This window comes from Galbibacter sp. PAP.153, assembly GCF_037029175.1.
Classification (GTDB): domain Bacteria; phylum Bacteroidota; class Bacteroidia; order Flavobacteriales; family Flavobacteriaceae; genus Galbibacter; species Galbibacter pacificus.
In genome coordinates, this window is record NZ_JAZEUN010000002.1 from 48,585 (window position 1) to 66,292 (window position 17,708).

The window sequence follows — 17,708 nt, forward strand, 5'->3', positions numbered from 1 at the left end:
ATATTTTTCTGAGTTTTTTGATAGTTCTTAATGTTTTACCTTTGCCATTCAATTTCCATTCCAAAGATAGCATGAATACTCAAGATGTTTACATACTAGCCATAGAATCTTCTTGCGACGATACATCGGCCGCTGTACTCCACAACGATAAAGTGTTGAGCAATGTTGTTGCCAACCAAAAAATTCATGAAGAATATGGAGGCGTTGTACCGGAATTGGCTTCCAGGGCGCATCAACAAAACATCGTTCCGGTAGTCCATCAAGCATTGAGCAGGGCAAATATCGACAAAAAAGAATTATCTGCCATAGCTTTTACAAGAGGCCCTGGATTAATGGGTTCGTTATTGGTTGGAACATCGTTTGCAAAGTCGCTTGCCCTGGGATTAGACATCCCGTTAATCGAGGTAAACCATATGCAGGCACATATATTGGCACATTTTATCAAGGAACCCGAAACGCCCATGCCCGGTTTTCCATTTTTGGCGCTGACCATTAGTGGCGGGCACACACAAATTGTTAAAGTGAACAGCCATTTTAATATGGAAGTTATTGGCGAGACCATAGACGATGCCGTTGGCGAAGCTTTTGACAAATCGGCAAAAATATTAGGCCTTCCATATCCGGGCGGCCCTTTGGTGGACAAATATGCAAGGCAAGGCGATGCTAAAGCCTATCCGTTCCCGAAACCCAAGGTTGACGGACTTAATTTTAGCTTTAGCGGCTTTAAAACTTCTGTATTGTATTTTATTCAAAAAGAAACCGAAAAAGACCCAGATTTTATCGAGAAGAACCTTAATGATATCTGTGCATCCATACAACAGGGAATAATCAATATTTTAATAGATAAATTAAAAAAAGCGGTTAAACAAACAGGTATCAAGCAAATAGCCATTGGTGGCGGGGTTTCGGCAAACTCGGGAATAAGGGACACTTTAAAAGAATGCGAAAAGCGCTTTGGCTGGCAGACCTACATTCCTAAATTTGAATACACCACAGACAATGCCGCCATGATAGGTATTGTAGGATATTATAAATTTTTGAATGAAGATTTTACCGATCAGCGCATCACCGCCAAAGCACGGTTTTCTATTTGAGAGTTGATTGTTGAGAGTTGAGAGTCTAGAGGTGCAAAGATTCAAAGTTACAAAGGTTCCAGGTTTCAGGTTTCAGGTTTCAAATATCCCTAACATACAACAATTAACCATTAACAAATAACTAACCCCTTTTTCCCTTATCACTATTCAAGGCTGTTATGGTGTTATGGTGTTACGTTGTTGGGGGTTGATAGGTTCAAAATTGCAAAGGTTCAGAGGTTCAGAGGTTCAAAGCTCTACAATTAACAATTAACTAACCCCTTTTCACTATTCACTATTCAAGGTTGTTACGATGCTATGTTGTTGAGGGTTTAAAGGTGCAAAGTTCAACCATTAACTATTTCCATACAAATACATTAGCGGACTTATCCCGTGGGGTTCCGGACGTATCCTGATACGTTAGCGGACGTATTTCGTGGGGTTCCAGATATGTCCAGATACGTTATTGGACATATCGGTTGGGGTTCCGGACGTATCCAATAGGTCATTCCACACTTAATTTGCTCCTATAAACTAAAAAATACTGTTAAAACATTGTTTTGTAAGATAAATATGTATTTTAGGGCAACTAAACCAACACCATTCTTCGCTGCTATTATTTTTTTAGGGCATTTTATACATGAAACTTGGTGTGTTAAAAAATAAATAAATGCAATTGCATTTTTCACCTATTTTTCAATCAACATTGAACAAAAAATAAAATGACTAAAAAAAAATCAAAACGCATCATTAGGGTTTTATTGCTCCTGGGAGCGATTATCTCTCTATATTTTGTCCCTTGGCCCATTGTAAAAGCTTGGATTATGCCACTTCCAAACACCGTTCAGGAACAAGTTGATAAAGCAGCCGATTACGGGTTTGATGGTATTATTGTTTGCGTGAACAAAAAAGGTAACCAATCAGAATTTTATGCTTCGGGCTACAAAAACAGGGAAAACAAAATTCCAGCCGACCCCAATGCCCTATTTAAAATTGCCAGCGTAAGCAAATTGTATAATGCCGTAGCCGTTGCAAAACTGGTTTACGACGGAAAATTATCATTAAACAAAACACTTGCCGATTATTTGCCCGAATTAAAAGGCAGGATAGAATATGCCGACAAAATTACTTTGCGTATGTTGGTCAAACATAGAAGCGGTATTCCAAACTATACAGATACTTATATGTATTGGGCAGCTCCAAAAGAGACAGCAGATGAAAATCTTGCTTTGGTTTTGGACCTGCCTGCTAATTTTAAACCCGACCAAGGGTATGAATATTCCAATACCAATTACTTATTACTCGGCAAAATAATGAACCGGGTTCTTGGATATGGTTCGTTCCAATACATTCAAGAAGAAATTTTAAATCCATTAAGCTTAAAGCATACGTTTGGATCGATTCAAGATGTAAATATAGATAATATAATGAGCGGTTACTATGTGGGCTATGATGCAGATTTAAAAACGGACAATATAGGCTCGATACTGGCAACAGCAGAAGATTTGAGCAAATTTATACGTGCCCTAAACGATGGTTCGGTTTTTAGGGATAAAAAAGAAAAAGAAATCTATTCTTCCATTTATAAGTATGAACACACAGGTTTGATACCGGGATACCAAACTATTGCCAAATACCATAAAGATATAGATGCTGTCGTTATACAATTTACAAACACGGTTAATTTTGATGGCTATAATTGGAATATGTCAGAAATAATGTATAACCGGATCGTTAAAATATTAAAAAAGGAAAACTAGCTGCTGTAAAAATCCCATAATCGTAAAAAAAGACATACAAAAGCGCTTTTAAGGATGTCGCCTTTGGCATATCCTTTTTGCCGATTTGTTCAACAAACAAACCCGCACACAATAACCATTAAATTTTCTAAATAAAAAATCAATCCGTTTTGCATATAACTTTTAACTTTACAACTTTCAACTTTATAAACCTTACAAACTTTTTAACTTTACAAACTTTTAACTCTTTTAACTTTATAAACTCCACTTAAACCCATGCAACTTTTTTATGCGCCCGAAATAGAGAAAGACACCAAACTATTTTCTTTTAACAAAGAAGAAAGCAAGCACATAAGCAAAGTTTTGCGTAAAAAAGAGGGCGACCAGTTATATATTACAAACGGAAAAGGCTGGCTTTTTGAAGCCGAAATAATAAACGCCGACATAAAACATTGCAATGTAGCCATTACCCAGGCACGCCTAAAACATAAAAAAAATTATTACTTGCATATGGCGGTGGCCCCCACCAAGATGAACGACCGCTATGAATGGTTTCTTGAAAAGGCCACGGAAATCGGTATCGATGAAATTACCCCCATTATCTGCGAACATTCCGAAAGAAAAGTGATAAAGCCCGAACGCTATGAAAAGATACTTCAGTCGGCCATGAAACAATCGCTTACCTGTTATTTGCCAAAGCTTAACGATGCCATTGATTTTAATACTTTTATTGAAAATAACAATTCCGAAGGTCAATTATTTATTGCCCATTGTGAAGATGATGAGAAATACGACCTCAAACGAAAAGTATTGCCAGACAGCAAGACCCTGCTTTTAATCGGGCCCGAAGGCGATTTTTCTTCTGCTGAAATTAAAAAGGCAACCAGCAGTGGCTATATCCCGGTTACACTTAGCGACAACCGTTTACGAACCGAAACAGCCGCCATTGTAGGGTGCCATATTATTTCTATTGCGAACGGCTAAAAAAGCACACCACATTTCAAGAAATACAATACCAAACAAATTGTGTAAGTTTGTGGTACACGATAAACTTCTTATAAAAAGAAATGACAAAAAATTATTGGGCATGCTTGCTGTTTTGTTTATTCGGGCTCTTGGCGCAGTCGCAAGAAATAGCCTTGCTAAAGTACAAAGGTGGCGGCGACTGGTATGCCAACCCCACTTCCCTGCCAAACCTCATTAAATTTTGCAATAAAAATATCCATACCACCATTAATGAAAAACCGGCCACGGTAGAACCCGGAAGCAGCGATATTTTTCAATACCCCTTTATACATATGACAGGCCACGGAAATGTTTTTTTTACCAATGAAGAGGCTCAAAATTTACGCAAATATTTACTCTCGGGCGGTTTCTTACATGTAGACGATAATTATGGAATGATAAATTACTTTAAAAAAGAAATCCCCAAAATATTCCCGGATAAAGAATTTACCGAGCTTCCCGCCAACCACCCCATTTTTAACCAGACATATAAATTTCCAAACGGACTTCCAAAAATACACGAGCACGATGGAAAACGGCCCCAGGCCTTTGGTATTTTCGACAATAACAGGCTCATTCTTCTTTTTACTTTTGAATGCGACCTTGGAGACGGATGGGAAGACCCCGAAGTACATCACGACCCGCAAAACGTGAGGATTCAAGCGCTGGAAATGGGCGCCAATATTATTCAATATGCCTTTGAAAATTAATCATGGCAGCGCAGCTTCAACATACCAATACGCCTTTTTTAAAAAAGCAATTTCCAATAACCATTGTTTGCGACCATATATCGAGCGCATCCAACATAGGTTCTATTTTTAGGCTAGCCGATGCTTTTGGCGTAGAACAGATTGTTTTTACGGGCATAAAACCGCTACTTAGCAGACGGACGGAAAAAACAGCCCGTGCTACCCATAAAACGGTTCCATACAAATATATTGAAGACGAAAACGCCTTTATAAACAACTTAAAAAAAGAAAAACAATATATCATTGCCCTGGAAATTACAAGTAACAGCAGCCCAGTTGGAACCATGCAATTGCCAAAAAATACCGCTATAGTTCTTGTTATAGGAAACGAAAATCACGGGGTTTCAAAAAAATGGCTGGAAACTGCCCATACGGTCCACCATATAGAAATGTACGGGAACAACAGCAGTATGAACCTTGCCAATGCCACCGGCATATGCCTCTATGAATTAACAAATAAGCTCAAGATATAGATAGTTGATGCTTTTTATTTATTTTTACGGACATCAATAAACCACACTCCTCCTATACTTACAATAACAACAAATAATTTATCTGGCTAAACACAATAAAATTTTAGACTTAACTAATACAATAAAACATGGATTCTAAAACTATAGCCAATGGCATATTAAGAGCCATTGCAACCATTGTTGGTATTTTGCTTTTACTGTTTTTCTTATACAAAATTCAAGCAGTAATAGCCTATATTATTATAGCAGTAGTAATTTCGTTAATCGGGAGGCCGCTGGTACGCTTTTTAATAAAACGGTGCAAATTCAACAATAATGTGGCCGTTATTATAACCATGATGGTAATGATTATTCTCTTGGTGGGCATTGTAAGCCTGTTTATACCGCTTATTATTGAACAGGGAAAGAATTTATCTTTGCTGAACATAGAAAACCTCAGGATGAGCTTACAGGATGTATACCGGGAATTATCCGACTATTTTTCAGTAAGCCGTTACGAAGTAGAGGCATCTATTGAAGAATCCCTTAAAAAATCCGATTTTATATCTACCATAGACCTATCTGCCATTCCTAATATGTTCAATTACATCATCGGTGGGCTCGGCTCGATTACCGTTGCATTGTTTACCATTATTTTCATTTCGTTTTTCTTTTTAAAAGATAGGCGCCTTTTCCAAAATGGCCTGTTAACATTTATTCCGCCAAGCAACGAACAGCGCGTAATAAATTCATTGGAAAGTATAAAAAATTTACTATCAAGATATTTCATTGGCCTACTGTTACAAATAGCAATTCTCTTTGTAATTTACACCATAGTTTTATTGGTATTTGGTATACAAAATGCAATCGTTATTGCCTTTCTTTGTGCCCTGTTAAATTTGGTTCCATATGTGGGACCGCTTATCGGGGGGATACTTATGGTTTCCTTAACCATGTCTAGTAATTTGGGGGCAGATTTTAGCACCGTAATCTTACCAAAAGCCATATATGTTTTAATTGGTTTTATCATTGGTCAATTAGTAGATAATTTCTTTAGCCAGCCCCTTATATTTTCAAGCAGTGTAAAATCGCATCCATTAGAAATCTTCTTGGTAATTATTATTGCGGGAATGGTATTTGGAGTATTCGGGATGGTGCTTGCAGTACCTGCATATACAGCAATTAAGGTAGTTTTAAAAGAATTTTTATCAGAAAACAACATCGTTAGTAAGCTCACAAAAAACTTATAGTAAAACTTTGAATAAAAATATTTTAAATACTGGTATACAATTATTTATAACAAAAAATCTGAATACTGACATTTCGTCACTTTTGCTAAAAGGCGTACATTTGGACGGTGTTTCGCCAAAAGAAGTGGCACAACAAATTGAAGCGAAGAAAAAAACCAAAAAAAAGCTCCCTACTTGGTTTAACAGCAAGCAAATTTATTACCCCAACAAATTAAACATAGAACAAACTTCGTCTGAAGAAACAGCACAATATAAATCAAAAATCATAAAGGGAAAAACCCTTGTTGACATCACCGGTGGATTTGGTGTGGACGCCTACTATTTTGCTAAAAAATTCGAGACGGTTATACACTGCGAAATAAACAAAGAATTAGCTGAAATTGCAGCGCACAATTTTAAAATTTTAAACACAAAAAACATCCATGCAATCCATCAAAACGGAGTAGCATTTTTAGAGGAAAGCAAAAAACACTTTGATGTTATTTTTTTAGACCCATCACGCAGGGACGCTTCAAAGAATAAAGTATTTTTACTACATGATTGCGAGCCGGATATTTTAAAAATCCTTCCCTTTTTACTCAAGAAAAGTAATCTTGTCTTAATGAAGACTTCACCTTTAATAGATCTTTCCAAGGGCATTGAAGATTTGGGGCGTGTTAAAGAAATACATATTGTTGCCGTTAATAACGAAGTCAAGGAACTGTTGTGGCTATTAGGGCCAGATGCCGGTACAGATATTCAAATAAAGACCGTAAACATGCTGAATGAAGGGAGCCAATGCCTTAATTTTGCCTGGCAGGAAGAAAGCGCCAATATTGCCACCTTTTCGGTACCCGAAAAATATTTATACGAGCCCAATTCGGCCGTTTTAAAAAGTGGCGCATTTAATATCCTGACTCAAAAATTTGCCGTAAGCAAACTGCATCCAAACACCCATTTATATACAAGCAACCATAAAATTGACTTTCCGGGCAGGGGTTTTATTATAAAAGAAATATTACCTTACAACAAAAAAATGCTGAAGAAAGCTTTGCCAGGCAACAAAGCCAATATTACCACAAGAAATTTCCCGGAAAGCGTTGCACAGATACGCAAAAAAACGGGTATAAAAGACGGTGGGGATATTTATTTGTTTTTTTGTACTATTTTCAACAATGAAAAAATAGTTATCAGTGCCAAAAAAACGTAAAAACACAAAAACAACAAGCGAGCGTTAACGTACCTCATTTATTTTTTATTTACTATTTTAGTCGCTCAACCAACAAAGAACACAAAACTTGACAATTAAAGAAATAGCCAAATTAGCCAATGTTTCATTAGGGACTGTAGACCGTGTAATCCACAAGCGGGGCAAGGTCTCCAAGAAAACCGAGGAAAAAATATTGGCCATCATCGAGAAAGTAAATTACCAACCAAATATCTATGCCCGCGGGCTGGTTTTAAATAAATCGTATACCATTGTTGCGCTGGTCCCTTCTTTTATTGAAGGGGAATATTGGGAAATGCCGTCAAAAGGAATCAAGATGGCAGAAAAAAACCTGAGCCAGTTTGGGGTAAACCTCAATATATTATACTTCGACCAAAATTCTGTCCCTTCGTTTAACGAAAAGGTCAACGAACTTCTAAAACTAAAACCAGATGGCGTTATACTTGCTCCGGTTATTAATTTTGAAGCCGTAAAACTTACCAAAAAACTAGAATCGGCCAAGATTCCTTTTAGCCTTATCGACTCGAACATCCTGAACAGCAAGGCATTAAGCTTTATTGGGCAAGATGCCTTTCAAAGCGGGAAACTAGCGGCCAAGTTATTGTGCTCTGAAATAAATTCAAAAGGCACCATTTCGATCATATCCATAAAAAATAACGAAAACCATAACAAAACGCTCCAACAGCGTATTGAGGGCTTTAAGGACTACATTTATAACAGTAATTTTATTGCCAACATTACCCTGATAGAAAACAACATACATTTAGGAACTGCCAATTGGGAGGAAAACTTAATGCAAGCCTGTACGCCCACCAATAATACCGTTGGGATTTTTGTGCCAAGCTCCATGATTCACCATGTCGCCAAATGCATCGAGGCCAATTTTGACACCATGAGCAATATAAAGTTAGTGGGGAACGATTTAATTGCAAACAATGTAAAGTACCTAAAAAAAGGCGTCATCAACTATTTAATTGGTCAAAGGCCCGAAAACCAAGGCTATTTGGCGCTCGAAAGCTTTTACAAGCATTTGGTACTGGGCAAATCGGTGCCGCAAAAAAAATACCTTCCGCTGGACATCATCACGCAGGAAAATTTAATGTATTACAACGACGATGTTGTGTAACACAACAACAGTACAAAATGTTACTCTTATTGTGAGTAATCCTCAATTATTTATAGCTTTTGTTGATTAAATATTAAAATAGTTGTTTCATTTTTGAAAGTAACCAAATGTTATACGTACCTTATTTTTAACCTTCAAAATTACTTTTATCCAAAAAAAATGTTAACTTGGGCGAAATTTCGGCTTTAAAATCAATGAAAATTTAAATTAATCACTAATTAAACGCTTATGGAATAAACTTTTTATTAAAAATGTGTACGTACACATTCTAAACTGATAAACACCGCTAACAAAAACTTTAAAATTATGAAACACTTTAAAAACCCTGTATTTTGGATGTCTGCATCCATTTGTAGGTATCAAAATTTATTTTTGCTGCTTTTTACCTTATGCATCGGGATTATAAACCCGTTGCATGCAAAAAACATTGTCCAACAGCCTCAGGAAACTACAGTTACGGGTACTGTTCTGGACGCTGAAGGTTTCCCCCTCCCGGGCGCCACGATTATAGAAAAAGGAACTCAAAACGGAACTCAAACAGATTTCGACGGTAAGTTTCAATTATCCGTATCCAGCCAAAATGCTACGCTGGCTGTGTCTTTTGTTGGTTTTTCTACCAAAGAGGTTCCGCTCAACGGGCAAAGCAATGTAAGCATCACTCTGGAAACCGATGCCGCCGCACTGGACGAAGTGGTTGTAATAGGTTATGGAACTCAAAAGAAAACCGATGTTACAGGGGCCATTTCTTCTATCTCCGGAGACGATATCAACTCTACAAAAGAAGGGAACGCTTTTAACGCCATGGCAGGTAAAGTGGCCGGATTGGATGTGGGCGTAACCAGTGCATCGCCAGGTACATCGCCTAGTTTGCTTATTAGGGGAAGGAGTTCGCTTAACTTTTCAAACGAACCCTTGATCGTCGTGGATGGGATTCCCATGGAAGGAAGCCTGAACGACATCAATTCTGCCGATATCGCTTCCGTAGAAGTTTTAAAAGATGCTTCTTCAACCGCAATTTATGGGGCAAGAGGTGCAAATGGCGTTATTTTAGTTACCACAAAAAGAGGACAGGCCGGAAAAGCCAAATTTACCTTCGATACGTATTATGGCTTTGCCGAAGTACCTGAAAATTATCAGTTGCTCGATGCAGATGGTTACGTAAACCTTAGACGTGAAGCCAGAAGGGCCGGTCAAGAAGAAGAACAAGGGCTTGTTCCCGGTACCTTGCCGTTGCCATCGGTGGAAAGTTCGCTGGAACCGCTTCAATTGGAAGCCTACCAAAATGGAGTGGATACCGATTTTATCGACCTCGGCACACGTTCTGGGCAACAAATCAATTATCAGCTCGGCGTTTCAGGGGGTTCAGAAAAAATAAGGTACAATCTTTCGCTTAGTTATTTCGATCAGGATGGAGTATACAATTTAGCCGATTATGAAAGGTATACTTTCAGGACAAACCTCGATATTAACGCTACCGACAAACTTAAAGTCGGGCTATCGCAACAGGCCAATTTTTCTAAAAAAAACAATTACAACCCTTTGGCCAGTTTAATGAACCAGCCACCATTGGTTACTCCCTTTGACGAAGATGGCGTAGCTACACTCGATCCATTGGCAGATGGGTTAAATTGGAACCCACTTAGCAATGAAACCCCGGGAAATTACATCGATGAAGATATTAGCTACCGGTATTTCGCCAATATTTTTGCGAGTTATCAAATTTTAGATGGGCTAAAATATACTTTAAACGTTCAACCGCAATTTGAGTCCATTACGTATAACGATTTTAGGGCTTCCATGTCTCAAAGCCGCACGGGCGGATTATCTCAGGCATCAAAAGAAACCAGAGTCAATACGGCCTATACCATCGAGAACATTTTAAATTATACCAAAGTCTTCGGGCAGGACCACTCGGTTGATGCGACCTTCCTATACAGTTTTCAGGAAACTAAAAGAGACCGCTTGTACCTTCAGGTTTCAGGACTTGCAAACGACAGTCAGACCTTCAATAATTTAAGCGATGCCTCTCAAGTAGACAACCGTGACAGTTCCTTGGAAACCGAAGGATGGGTTTCTTATATGGGGCGTGTTAATTATGGTTATAAAAATAAATATTTACTTACCCTTACCGGACGGTATGACGGTTCTTCTAAACTCTCCAAAGGAAAAAAATGGGGCTTCTTCCCTTCTGCTTCCTTTGCATGGAGAATTATTCAGGAAGATTTCCTTAAAAACCAATCTGTTTTAAGCGACCTTAAGCTTAGAACGGGATACGGTCAAGTTGGGCGTAACCCCATTGCCCCCTACTCTACTTTCGGGAGCATAAAAAGGTTCGAAAATTCGTTTGGCGGAAACCCCGCCTATGGTTTTCAGCCAGAAGATATTGCCAACCCAGATTTAAAATGGGAAACCACTACAACTTTCGATATCGGGCTGGATTATGCATTTGCCAAAAACAGAATTGCGGGAAGTATCGATTTCTATACCGGAAAAACAACCGATTTGCTGCTAAATAGGGTATTGCCTGCTACTTCTGGCTATTCTTCTATTCTTCAAAACGTCGGGGAAACCAAAAACTCTGGAATCGAATTAACTTTAAGTACGGTTAATATTGAAACAGATAAGTTTAGGTGGACAACCGATTTTAATTTTTCTGCCAACAAAAGTGAAATCGTGAAGCTTTTGGACAGTGAAACAGACGATGTTGGAAACGGTTGGTTTATTGGGCAGCCCCTAAGCGTTTATTACGACCGGGTTTTTGACGGAATATGGCAACTTAACGAAAATGATGCCGCCAATAGCTACGGAAGAAGACCGGGAGATATTAAACTGGCCGATCTAAACAACGATGGCGCATTAAATGATGATGACCGAAAAATTTTGGGGCAGCTAGACCCCAAGTGGATTGGTGGTTTTACCAGTAAAATGGAATATGCCGGTTTTGATTTTGTGGTATCGCTTTATACACGTCAAGGGCATTTAACCCGATCCCGCGCATTGGAAAACGTAACCATTTTTGGACGTAACAACGATCTGGACCTAAATTACTGGTCGCCCGAAAACCCGAGCAACGAATATCCACGGCCTAACATAAACAGGGAAAGGCCTCTGGACAACGGTGTTCTAAGTTATGTGGACGCGTCGTTTGTGCGTGTACGTAATATTACGCTGGGTTACACTGTTAATCAAAATGTAAATAAAATTCTGGGATTGGATAGATTGCGGTTCTATGCATCTGCTCAAAATCCTTTCTTGTTTACAAAAACCGATTTAAAAGGTTTTGATCCCGAACTTGGTAGTGGAGACGACTTTATTGCTTCGCCAAGAACCATTTTATTTGGGCTAAACGTAGCCTTTTAATTGAATCTTAAAGAAAAAGTCATGAAGAAATACATAATATACATATTCGCATTATTGTCACTAATCTCCTGTAGTGATATTTTAGATGAAGAACTTACCGGGGACCTTACGGCCGATGGCGTTTTTATTGATGAAGAAGGAATCGACTTTGCCCTGAACGGAGCCTATGCCTCGCTGGGCGTATTCATAGGGAACAGCAACACCGTTCGGGACGGTACAAACAAAGAAACCGGATGGACCCTTATTGCCTTTGGTACCGATACCTATACCAACGGTTCGGATGGTGGTTTTAAATATTTCAACACGTATGATTCCGACCTCAATGCAAGTTCGCAGATTGTACGGGAATCCTGGGACGAATTTTACAAAGGCATCAATACCGCCAATACAGTTATAGGCCGGGCCCAAGAAGCAATTCCCAACAATCCTCAAAAAGTAACGGAAGTTGTAGCCGAAGCACGATTTTTAAGGGCTTATTACTATTATTGGCTGGTACGTATATGGGGCCCCGTACATTATACCAATGAAGAAACAACCACAGCCGAAACCGAGGCGCACAGAATGGCCCTGGAAGAATTGTACCCGAAAATTATAGAAGATTTGCAATTTGCAGAAGATAATTTACCGGGGGTTCAGGACGATTTTGGAAGAGCCACGTCTTGGGCTGCTAAGGCAACCTTGGCAGACCTCTACCTTACCCGTAAAAATTACGATATGGCAGCTACCTATGCCGAAGACATTATAGACAATGGCCCATTTTCACTGGTAGGTTCTTATGCCGAATTATGGGAGCTTGAAAACGAACAAAACAGCGAGGTAATATGGTCTACACAATTTGCAGACGAACTGGAATACGATAATGGCGGGAACCCGGCACACTTGTTCTTTTTAATGGAATACGACAAATTACCGGGCATGAAAAGGGATATTGTAAACGGAAGACCGTGGAAAAGGTTTAGACCTACAAATTATTTATTAAATTTATACGATATGGAAGATCAAAGGTACGATGGCACTTTTGTAACGGTATATTATGCAAACAACCCAGATTCTGCGCCACCTGGTGTCGAAGTGGGCGATACTGCCGTTTACCTGCCACGTGTTCCTTTTTCACAAACCGAAAAAGATGCCAAGCCATATGGGGAAAGTATTTATAACCAAGATGAATATACCGAGAAAATATATCCGTCCAGTAAAAAATGGTTGCAGCCCAATAGGGCTTCTACCAACGAAGAATCTGGTGGAAGGGATTTTATTGCCTACCGCTTGGCCGAAATTTACTTGATCGCATCAGAAGCAAATGCTTTAAAGTCAAGCCCCGATCAAACAAAAGCGCTTTTTTACCTCAATGAAGTAAGAAAAAGGGCTTATGGCGCAGATAATGTTGCCGAGCTACCAACCATTGATGCTGTTGACATTGATGTAATTCTTGAAGAAAGAGCCAAAGAACTGGCTCAGGAAGGAAAAAGGTGGTTCGACCTTGTACGTACCGGAAAGTTGGTGGAACGTGTAAAACTATACAACCCGCAAGCAGCTTCCTTCATTCAAGATTATCATAATTTGAGGCCTATCCCCTTAACTCAAATTGATAGAACCTCAAACGAATTTCCGCAAAACCCTGGATATTAATGAATATTCAAAAAAAATATATTAAAATGAAACATCCATATTCAACACACAATAAAATAGACCCTCATGGATGTTTCATTTTTTCCACTTAAAAAACAACTAAATACAAACACATGAAATCAAGAATCAAAAATTACAAACTCTATGCCTTAGCATTAGGCCTTACCGTTAGTTTATCGGGTTGCCAGGAAGGTCCAAAAGACAATACCCCTTGGACACCGCTTTTTAACGGCAAAGACTTAAACGGATGGACGCAAAAAGGCGGAAAAGCAAAATATCGGGTAGAAAACGAAATGGTTATAGGAAGTACCGTTCACGATACGCCAAACTCATTCATGACAACCGATAAGATGTACGACGATTTTATTATGGAACTTGATTATAAGGTAGATTCTACGATGAATTCCGGTATTCAAATCCGAAGTAACAGCATTCCCCAATACCAAAATGGGCGCGTACATGGTTACCAAATTGAAATAGATCCTTCCGACAGGGCCTGGAGCGCCGGTATTTATGATGAAGGAAGACGTGGGTGGCTTTTCCCGCTAACAGACGATAAACAGGCTCAACAGGCATTTAAACAAGGAGATTGGAACCATTATAGAATTGAAGCCATTGGAGATACCATAAAAACTTGGATCAATGGTGTGCCCGCTGCACATCTCGTAGACGACAAAACACATACTGGGTTTATAGCACTGCAAGTACACGCAATTGGCAAAGATGCCAAAGAGGGAACAGAAATTATGTGGAAAAACATAAATATACTTACCGATAGTTTAAGCAAATACAGCACAAAAACCCCAGTTCCCCCGGTTGTTACCAAAAACAACTTAACCATAGACGAAAAGAAAAACGGCTGGAAAATGCTTTGGGATGGTAAAACCACCAATGGATGGAGAGGTGCCAGACTCGATGAATTCCCAGATAAAGGTTGGGTAATAGAAAATGGTATTTTAACCGTTTTGGAAAGTGAAGGAAAGGAATCGGCTGCCGGTGGCGATATTGTTACCAAAAAGCCATACGCCAATTTTGAGCTGAAAGTAGATTTTAAACTTACTAAAGGGGCCAATAGCGGCATTAAATATTATGTTGATACCGAAATAAACAAAGGCCCGGGCTCTTCCATAGGCTTGGAGTATCAAATCCTTGACGACGACAATCACCCGGATGCCAAACTAGGGAACCACGACGGAAGCAGGACCGTGGCTTCTTTATACGACCTAATTCAAGCCAACCCTAAAAAACCAATTCATCCTATCGGGGAGTGGAATACCGCTAGAATTGTTTCAAAAGACAACCATGTGGAACATTGGCTAAACGGAATGAAGGTTTTGGAATATGAAAGGGGAAGCGATGAATTCCGTAAACTCGTTTCAGAAAGTAAATACAAAAAATGGCCAAACTTCGGGGAACTGGAAAAAGGAAGCATCCTATTACAAGACCATGGAAACAGAGTATCTTATAAAAACATCAAAATAAAAACTTTATAAAATCATGACAACTAGACGCAACTTTATAAAAAACACTGTATTAAGCAGTACCGCCCTTGCCGTAGGCGGCTCTGTAATGGGGATGCCCGCAAGCAGTTACCGCAGGATTATTGGCTCCAACGACCGTTTAAATGTGGCCATTGCCGGTTTGGGACGCCGTTTGGGTGCATATTACCAGCCCATTGCAAGAAAAGAAAGCAATGTAAACCTTATGTATTTGTGCGATGTTATGGAAAGCCAAAGACTTAAGGCCAAGGAAAATTTCTCCAAATTGATTGATTACACCCCAAAACTGGAAAACGATATTAGAAAGGTTATAGACGATAAAAAGGTAGATATCCTCATTAATGCAACCCCAGACCATTGGCACACCCCTGGCTCTATTCTGGCATTAAAGGGCGATAAGCACGTATATGTGGAGAAACCCTGTAGCCATAACATGAATGAGAACGAAATGCTGGTTGCTGCCTCTAAAAAATTCAACAAAATTGTACAAATGGGGAACCAGCAACGTTCGTCTGGCCATACCATAGATATCATCAATCAAATTCATAACGGCGTAATCGGCACCCCATATAAAGCGGTTGCTTTTTACAGCAATGGCCGTGGCGAAACGCCAATCCAAAAAAAGGCACCCGTTCCGCAAGGGCTCGATTGGAAACTATGGCAAGGACCCGCAGTCCACAGGGAATATACTGATAACACTTGGGATTATAACTGGCACTGGTACGGTTGGAACTACGGTACGGCAGAAGCCGGAAACAATGCCACGCACGAGCTGGATGTTGCCCGTTGGGCATTACAGGTAGGCTTTCCGCAACATGCAGAAGTAGAAGGCAATAAAAGACACTTTTTAGATGATGGCTGGGAAATGTACGATACCATGTTGGCTACTTTTAAATTTGCCGACAATAAAATTATCCAATGGGACGGAAAAAGTAGAAACGGTTATCAAACCTACGGCGGTGGCCGCGGTACCGTAATCTATGGAAGTGAAGGCTCTGTTTATGTAGACAGGGAAAAATACATCCTTATGGACCGCTCCGGAAAAGTGGTAAAAGAAGTCAATGCAGGCTCTAATGAAGCAGGCACGGCACTCGGTGGTGGTGGCGACATGTCTACAAGCCACATGGTTAACTTTTTTGAAACCATCCGTGGAAAAGAAAAATTAAACGCACCTATCGATGATGCCAGTGTTAGTATGGCCATGGTGCATTATACCAATGTAGCTTATCGCATTAAAAAAGGCTTTAAAATTGATGAAAAGAACGGAAAAATGCTCGATAACGATGCCATGAAACTTTGGGGACGTGAATATGAAAAAGGCTGGGAACCAACTTTATAAACTTTTTTGATGCAGGAAAAGAAAACAACCGACTTTTTTAAAGAAGATGAAAATCCTTGGGAAGCTGTTGCTGAAGGAATAAGCAGGCAAATTACCGGATTTAATACCGACCTTATGATGGTGAAGGTTAAGTTTAAAAAAGGAGCCATTGGATACCAACACCAACACATCCATTCGCAAAGCTCTTTTGTTGCATCGGGAAAATTTGAAATAACCATAGGCGGCAAAACGGAGATTTTAACGACCGGAGATACTTTTTTTGTACAACCAAACATCATCCATGGGGCAAAATGTATCGAAGATGGCGTTTTGGTCGATGTTTTTAATCCTGCCCGTGAAGATTTTTTATCAGAGTAAACTACCTCGGTGCAAGCACACGAGGCATTGGTCGGAAACAAATTTTTAATTTCGAGGCAAGCCTCGGGGTATTATACCCTTTGGCGGCGCCAATAAAAAAAATTACATGAATCAACTTAAAAATAAAGTAGCCATAATTACTGGTGGAAATGGCGTATTGGGCGGGGCTATTGCAAAAGGCCTTGCCCAATGTGGTGCCAAGGTAGGCATTTTAGGAAGAACCGAAGGAACCGTACAACAAGTAGTAAAGGAAATACAGAAAAATGGCGGACAGGCAATGGCACTGGTTGCAGATGTCCTGGACAAAAACGCACTTGAAAACGCCAAAACCAGTATTGTAAAAAACTGGGGAACAATAGATATATTGGTAAATGCGGCCGGAGGCAACAGAAAAGGGGCTACCATAGCTCCCGAAGACACCTTTTTCGATCTTTCCTTGGATGATTTTGACAAAGTAAACGACCTTAATTTTAAAGGTACCGTTCTCCCCTCTTTTGTTTTTGGCAAACAAATGGCAGCGCAAAAAAGCGGAAGCATCATCAACATCTCATCAATGGCGGCACAACAAGCCATAACCCGTGTGGTAGGATATTCGGCCAGTAAGGCTGCGGTAGATAACTTCACCAAGTGGTTAGCAGTGGAAATGGCACTAAAATACGGAGACGAAATACGCGTAAACGCCATAGCACCAGGCTTTTTTGTGGGAGAACAAAACCGGGCCCTTTTGTTAAATCCAGATGGCTCTCTAACTCAAAGGGGAAATACCATTGTTGCACAAACACCCATGAAACGCTTTGGAAAACCAGAAGAACTGCAAGGGGTGGTAAATTGGCTGGCATCTGCCGGGGCTTCTTTTGTAACTGGTGTCGTTATCCCCATTGACGGTGGGTTTAGTGCTTTTAGCGGGGTTTAATTGAATTATG

At 39.6% G+C, this 17,708-nt stretch carries 14 protein-coding genes; all 14 read left to right on the forward strand.

The features are described from left to right. The first annotated feature begins 71 nt into the window (after positions 1 to 71). The 14 genes from tsaD (at position 72) to UXI14_RS01090 (ending at position 17,698) form a co-directional block, all read left to right on the forward strand. The gene (gene tsaD / locus UXI14_RS01025) at positions 72 to 1,094 is read left to right on the forward strand and encodes a tRNA (adenosine(37)-N6)-threonylcarbamoyltransferase complex transferase subunit TsaD (RefSeq protein WP_335964403.1); all 1,023 of its coding nucleotides are present in this window, start codon (positions 72 to 74) and stop codon (positions 1,092 to 1,094) included. Positions 1,095 to 1,795: 701 nt separating this feature from the next. Continuing rightward, the gene (locus UXI14_RS01030; RefSeq protein WP_335964404.1) at positions 1,796 to 2,833 is read left to right on the forward strand and encodes a serine hydrolase domain-containing protein; all 1,038 of its coding nucleotides are present in this window, start codon (positions 1,796 to 1,798) and stop codon (positions 2,831 to 2,833) included. 255 nt (positions 2,834 to 3,088) lie between these two features. Next, positions 3,089 to 3,796: a 16S rRNA (uracil(1498)-N(3))-methyltransferase gene (locus UXI14_RS01035; protein WP_335964405.1), complete on the forward strand. Its 708-nt coding sequence runs from the start codon at positions 3,089 to 3,091 to the stop codon at positions 3,794 to 3,796. 83 nt (positions 3,797 to 3,879) lie between these two features. Further along, positions 3,880 to 4,527 carry a DUF4159 domain-containing protein gene (locus tag UXI14_RS01040; RefSeq protein ID WP_335964406.1) on the forward strand — a complete coding sequence of 216 codons (648 nt, stop codon included), beginning with the start codon at positions 3,880 to 3,882 and terminating at the stop codon, positions 4,525 to 4,527. 2 nt (positions 4,528 to 4,529) lie between these two features. Beyond that, entirely contained in the window at positions 4,530 to 5,039 is a 510-nt protein-coding gene (locus UXI14_RS01045; RefSeq protein WP_335964407.1) for a TrmH family RNA methyltransferase, read from the forward strand. Between the two features lie 128 nt (positions 5,040 to 5,167). Beyond that, positions 5,168 to 6,268, forward strand: coding sequence for an AI-2E family transporter (locus tag UXI14_RS01050; RefSeq protein ID WP_277898816.1), 1,101 nt, complete (start codon positions 5,168 to 5,170; stop codon positions 6,266 to 6,268). Positions 6,269 to 6,275: 7 nt separating this feature from the next. After that, the gene (locus UXI14_RS01055) at positions 6,276 to 7,457 is read left to right on the forward strand and encodes a class I SAM-dependent methyltransferase (protein ID WP_335964408.1); all 1,182 of its coding nucleotides are present in this window, start codon (positions 6,276 to 6,278) and stop codon (positions 7,455 to 7,457) included. Positions 7,458 to 7,545: 88 nt separating this feature from the next. Next, on the forward strand, positions 7,546 to 8,601 hold the full coding sequence (locus UXI14_RS01060) for a LacI family DNA-binding transcriptional regulator (protein ID WP_335964410.1): 1,056 nt from the start codon (positions 7,546 to 7,548) through the stop codon (positions 8,599 to 8,601). A gap of 306 nt (positions 8,602 to 8,907) precedes the next feature. Continuing rightward, positions 8,908 to 11,961 carry a TonB-dependent receptor gene (locus tag UXI14_RS01065; RefSeq protein WP_335964411.1) on the forward strand — a complete coding sequence of 1,018 codons (3,054 nt, stop codon included), beginning with the start codon at positions 8,908 to 8,910 and terminating at the stop codon, positions 11,959 to 11,961. Between the two features lie 21 nt (positions 11,962 to 11,982). Then, a complete protein-coding gene (locus tag UXI14_RS01070) occupies positions 11,983 to 13,590 on the forward strand; it encodes a RagB/SusD family nutrient uptake outer membrane protein (protein ID WP_335964412.1) in 1,608 nt (535 codons plus the stop codon). Between the two features lie 113 nt (positions 13,591 to 13,703). Further along, positions 13,704 to 15,083: a DUF1080 domain-containing protein gene (locus tag UXI14_RS01075; protein ID WP_335964413.1), complete on the forward strand. Its 1,380-nt coding sequence runs from the start codon at positions 13,704 to 13,706 to the stop codon at positions 15,081 to 15,083. Positions 15,084 to 15,087: 4 nt separating this feature from the next. Next, a complete protein-coding gene (locus UXI14_RS01080; protein WP_335964414.1) occupies positions 15,088 to 16,428 on the forward strand; it encodes a Gfo/Idh/MocA family oxidoreductase in 1,341 nt (446 codons plus the stop codon). Positions 16,429 to 16,437: 9 nt separating this feature from the next. After that, a complete protein-coding gene (locus UXI14_RS01085; RefSeq protein WP_335964415.1) occupies positions 16,438 to 16,785 on the forward strand; it encodes a cupin domain-containing protein in 348 nt (115 codons plus the stop codon). 106 nt (positions 16,786 to 16,891) lie between these two features. Further along, positions 16,892 to 17,698, forward strand: a complete 807-nt coding sequence (locus UXI14_RS01090; RefSeq protein WP_335964416.1) for an SDR family oxidoreductase — start codon at positions 16,892 to 16,894, stop codon at positions 17,696 to 17,698. The last annotated feature ends 10 nt before the right edge of the window (positions 17,699 to 17,708 follow it).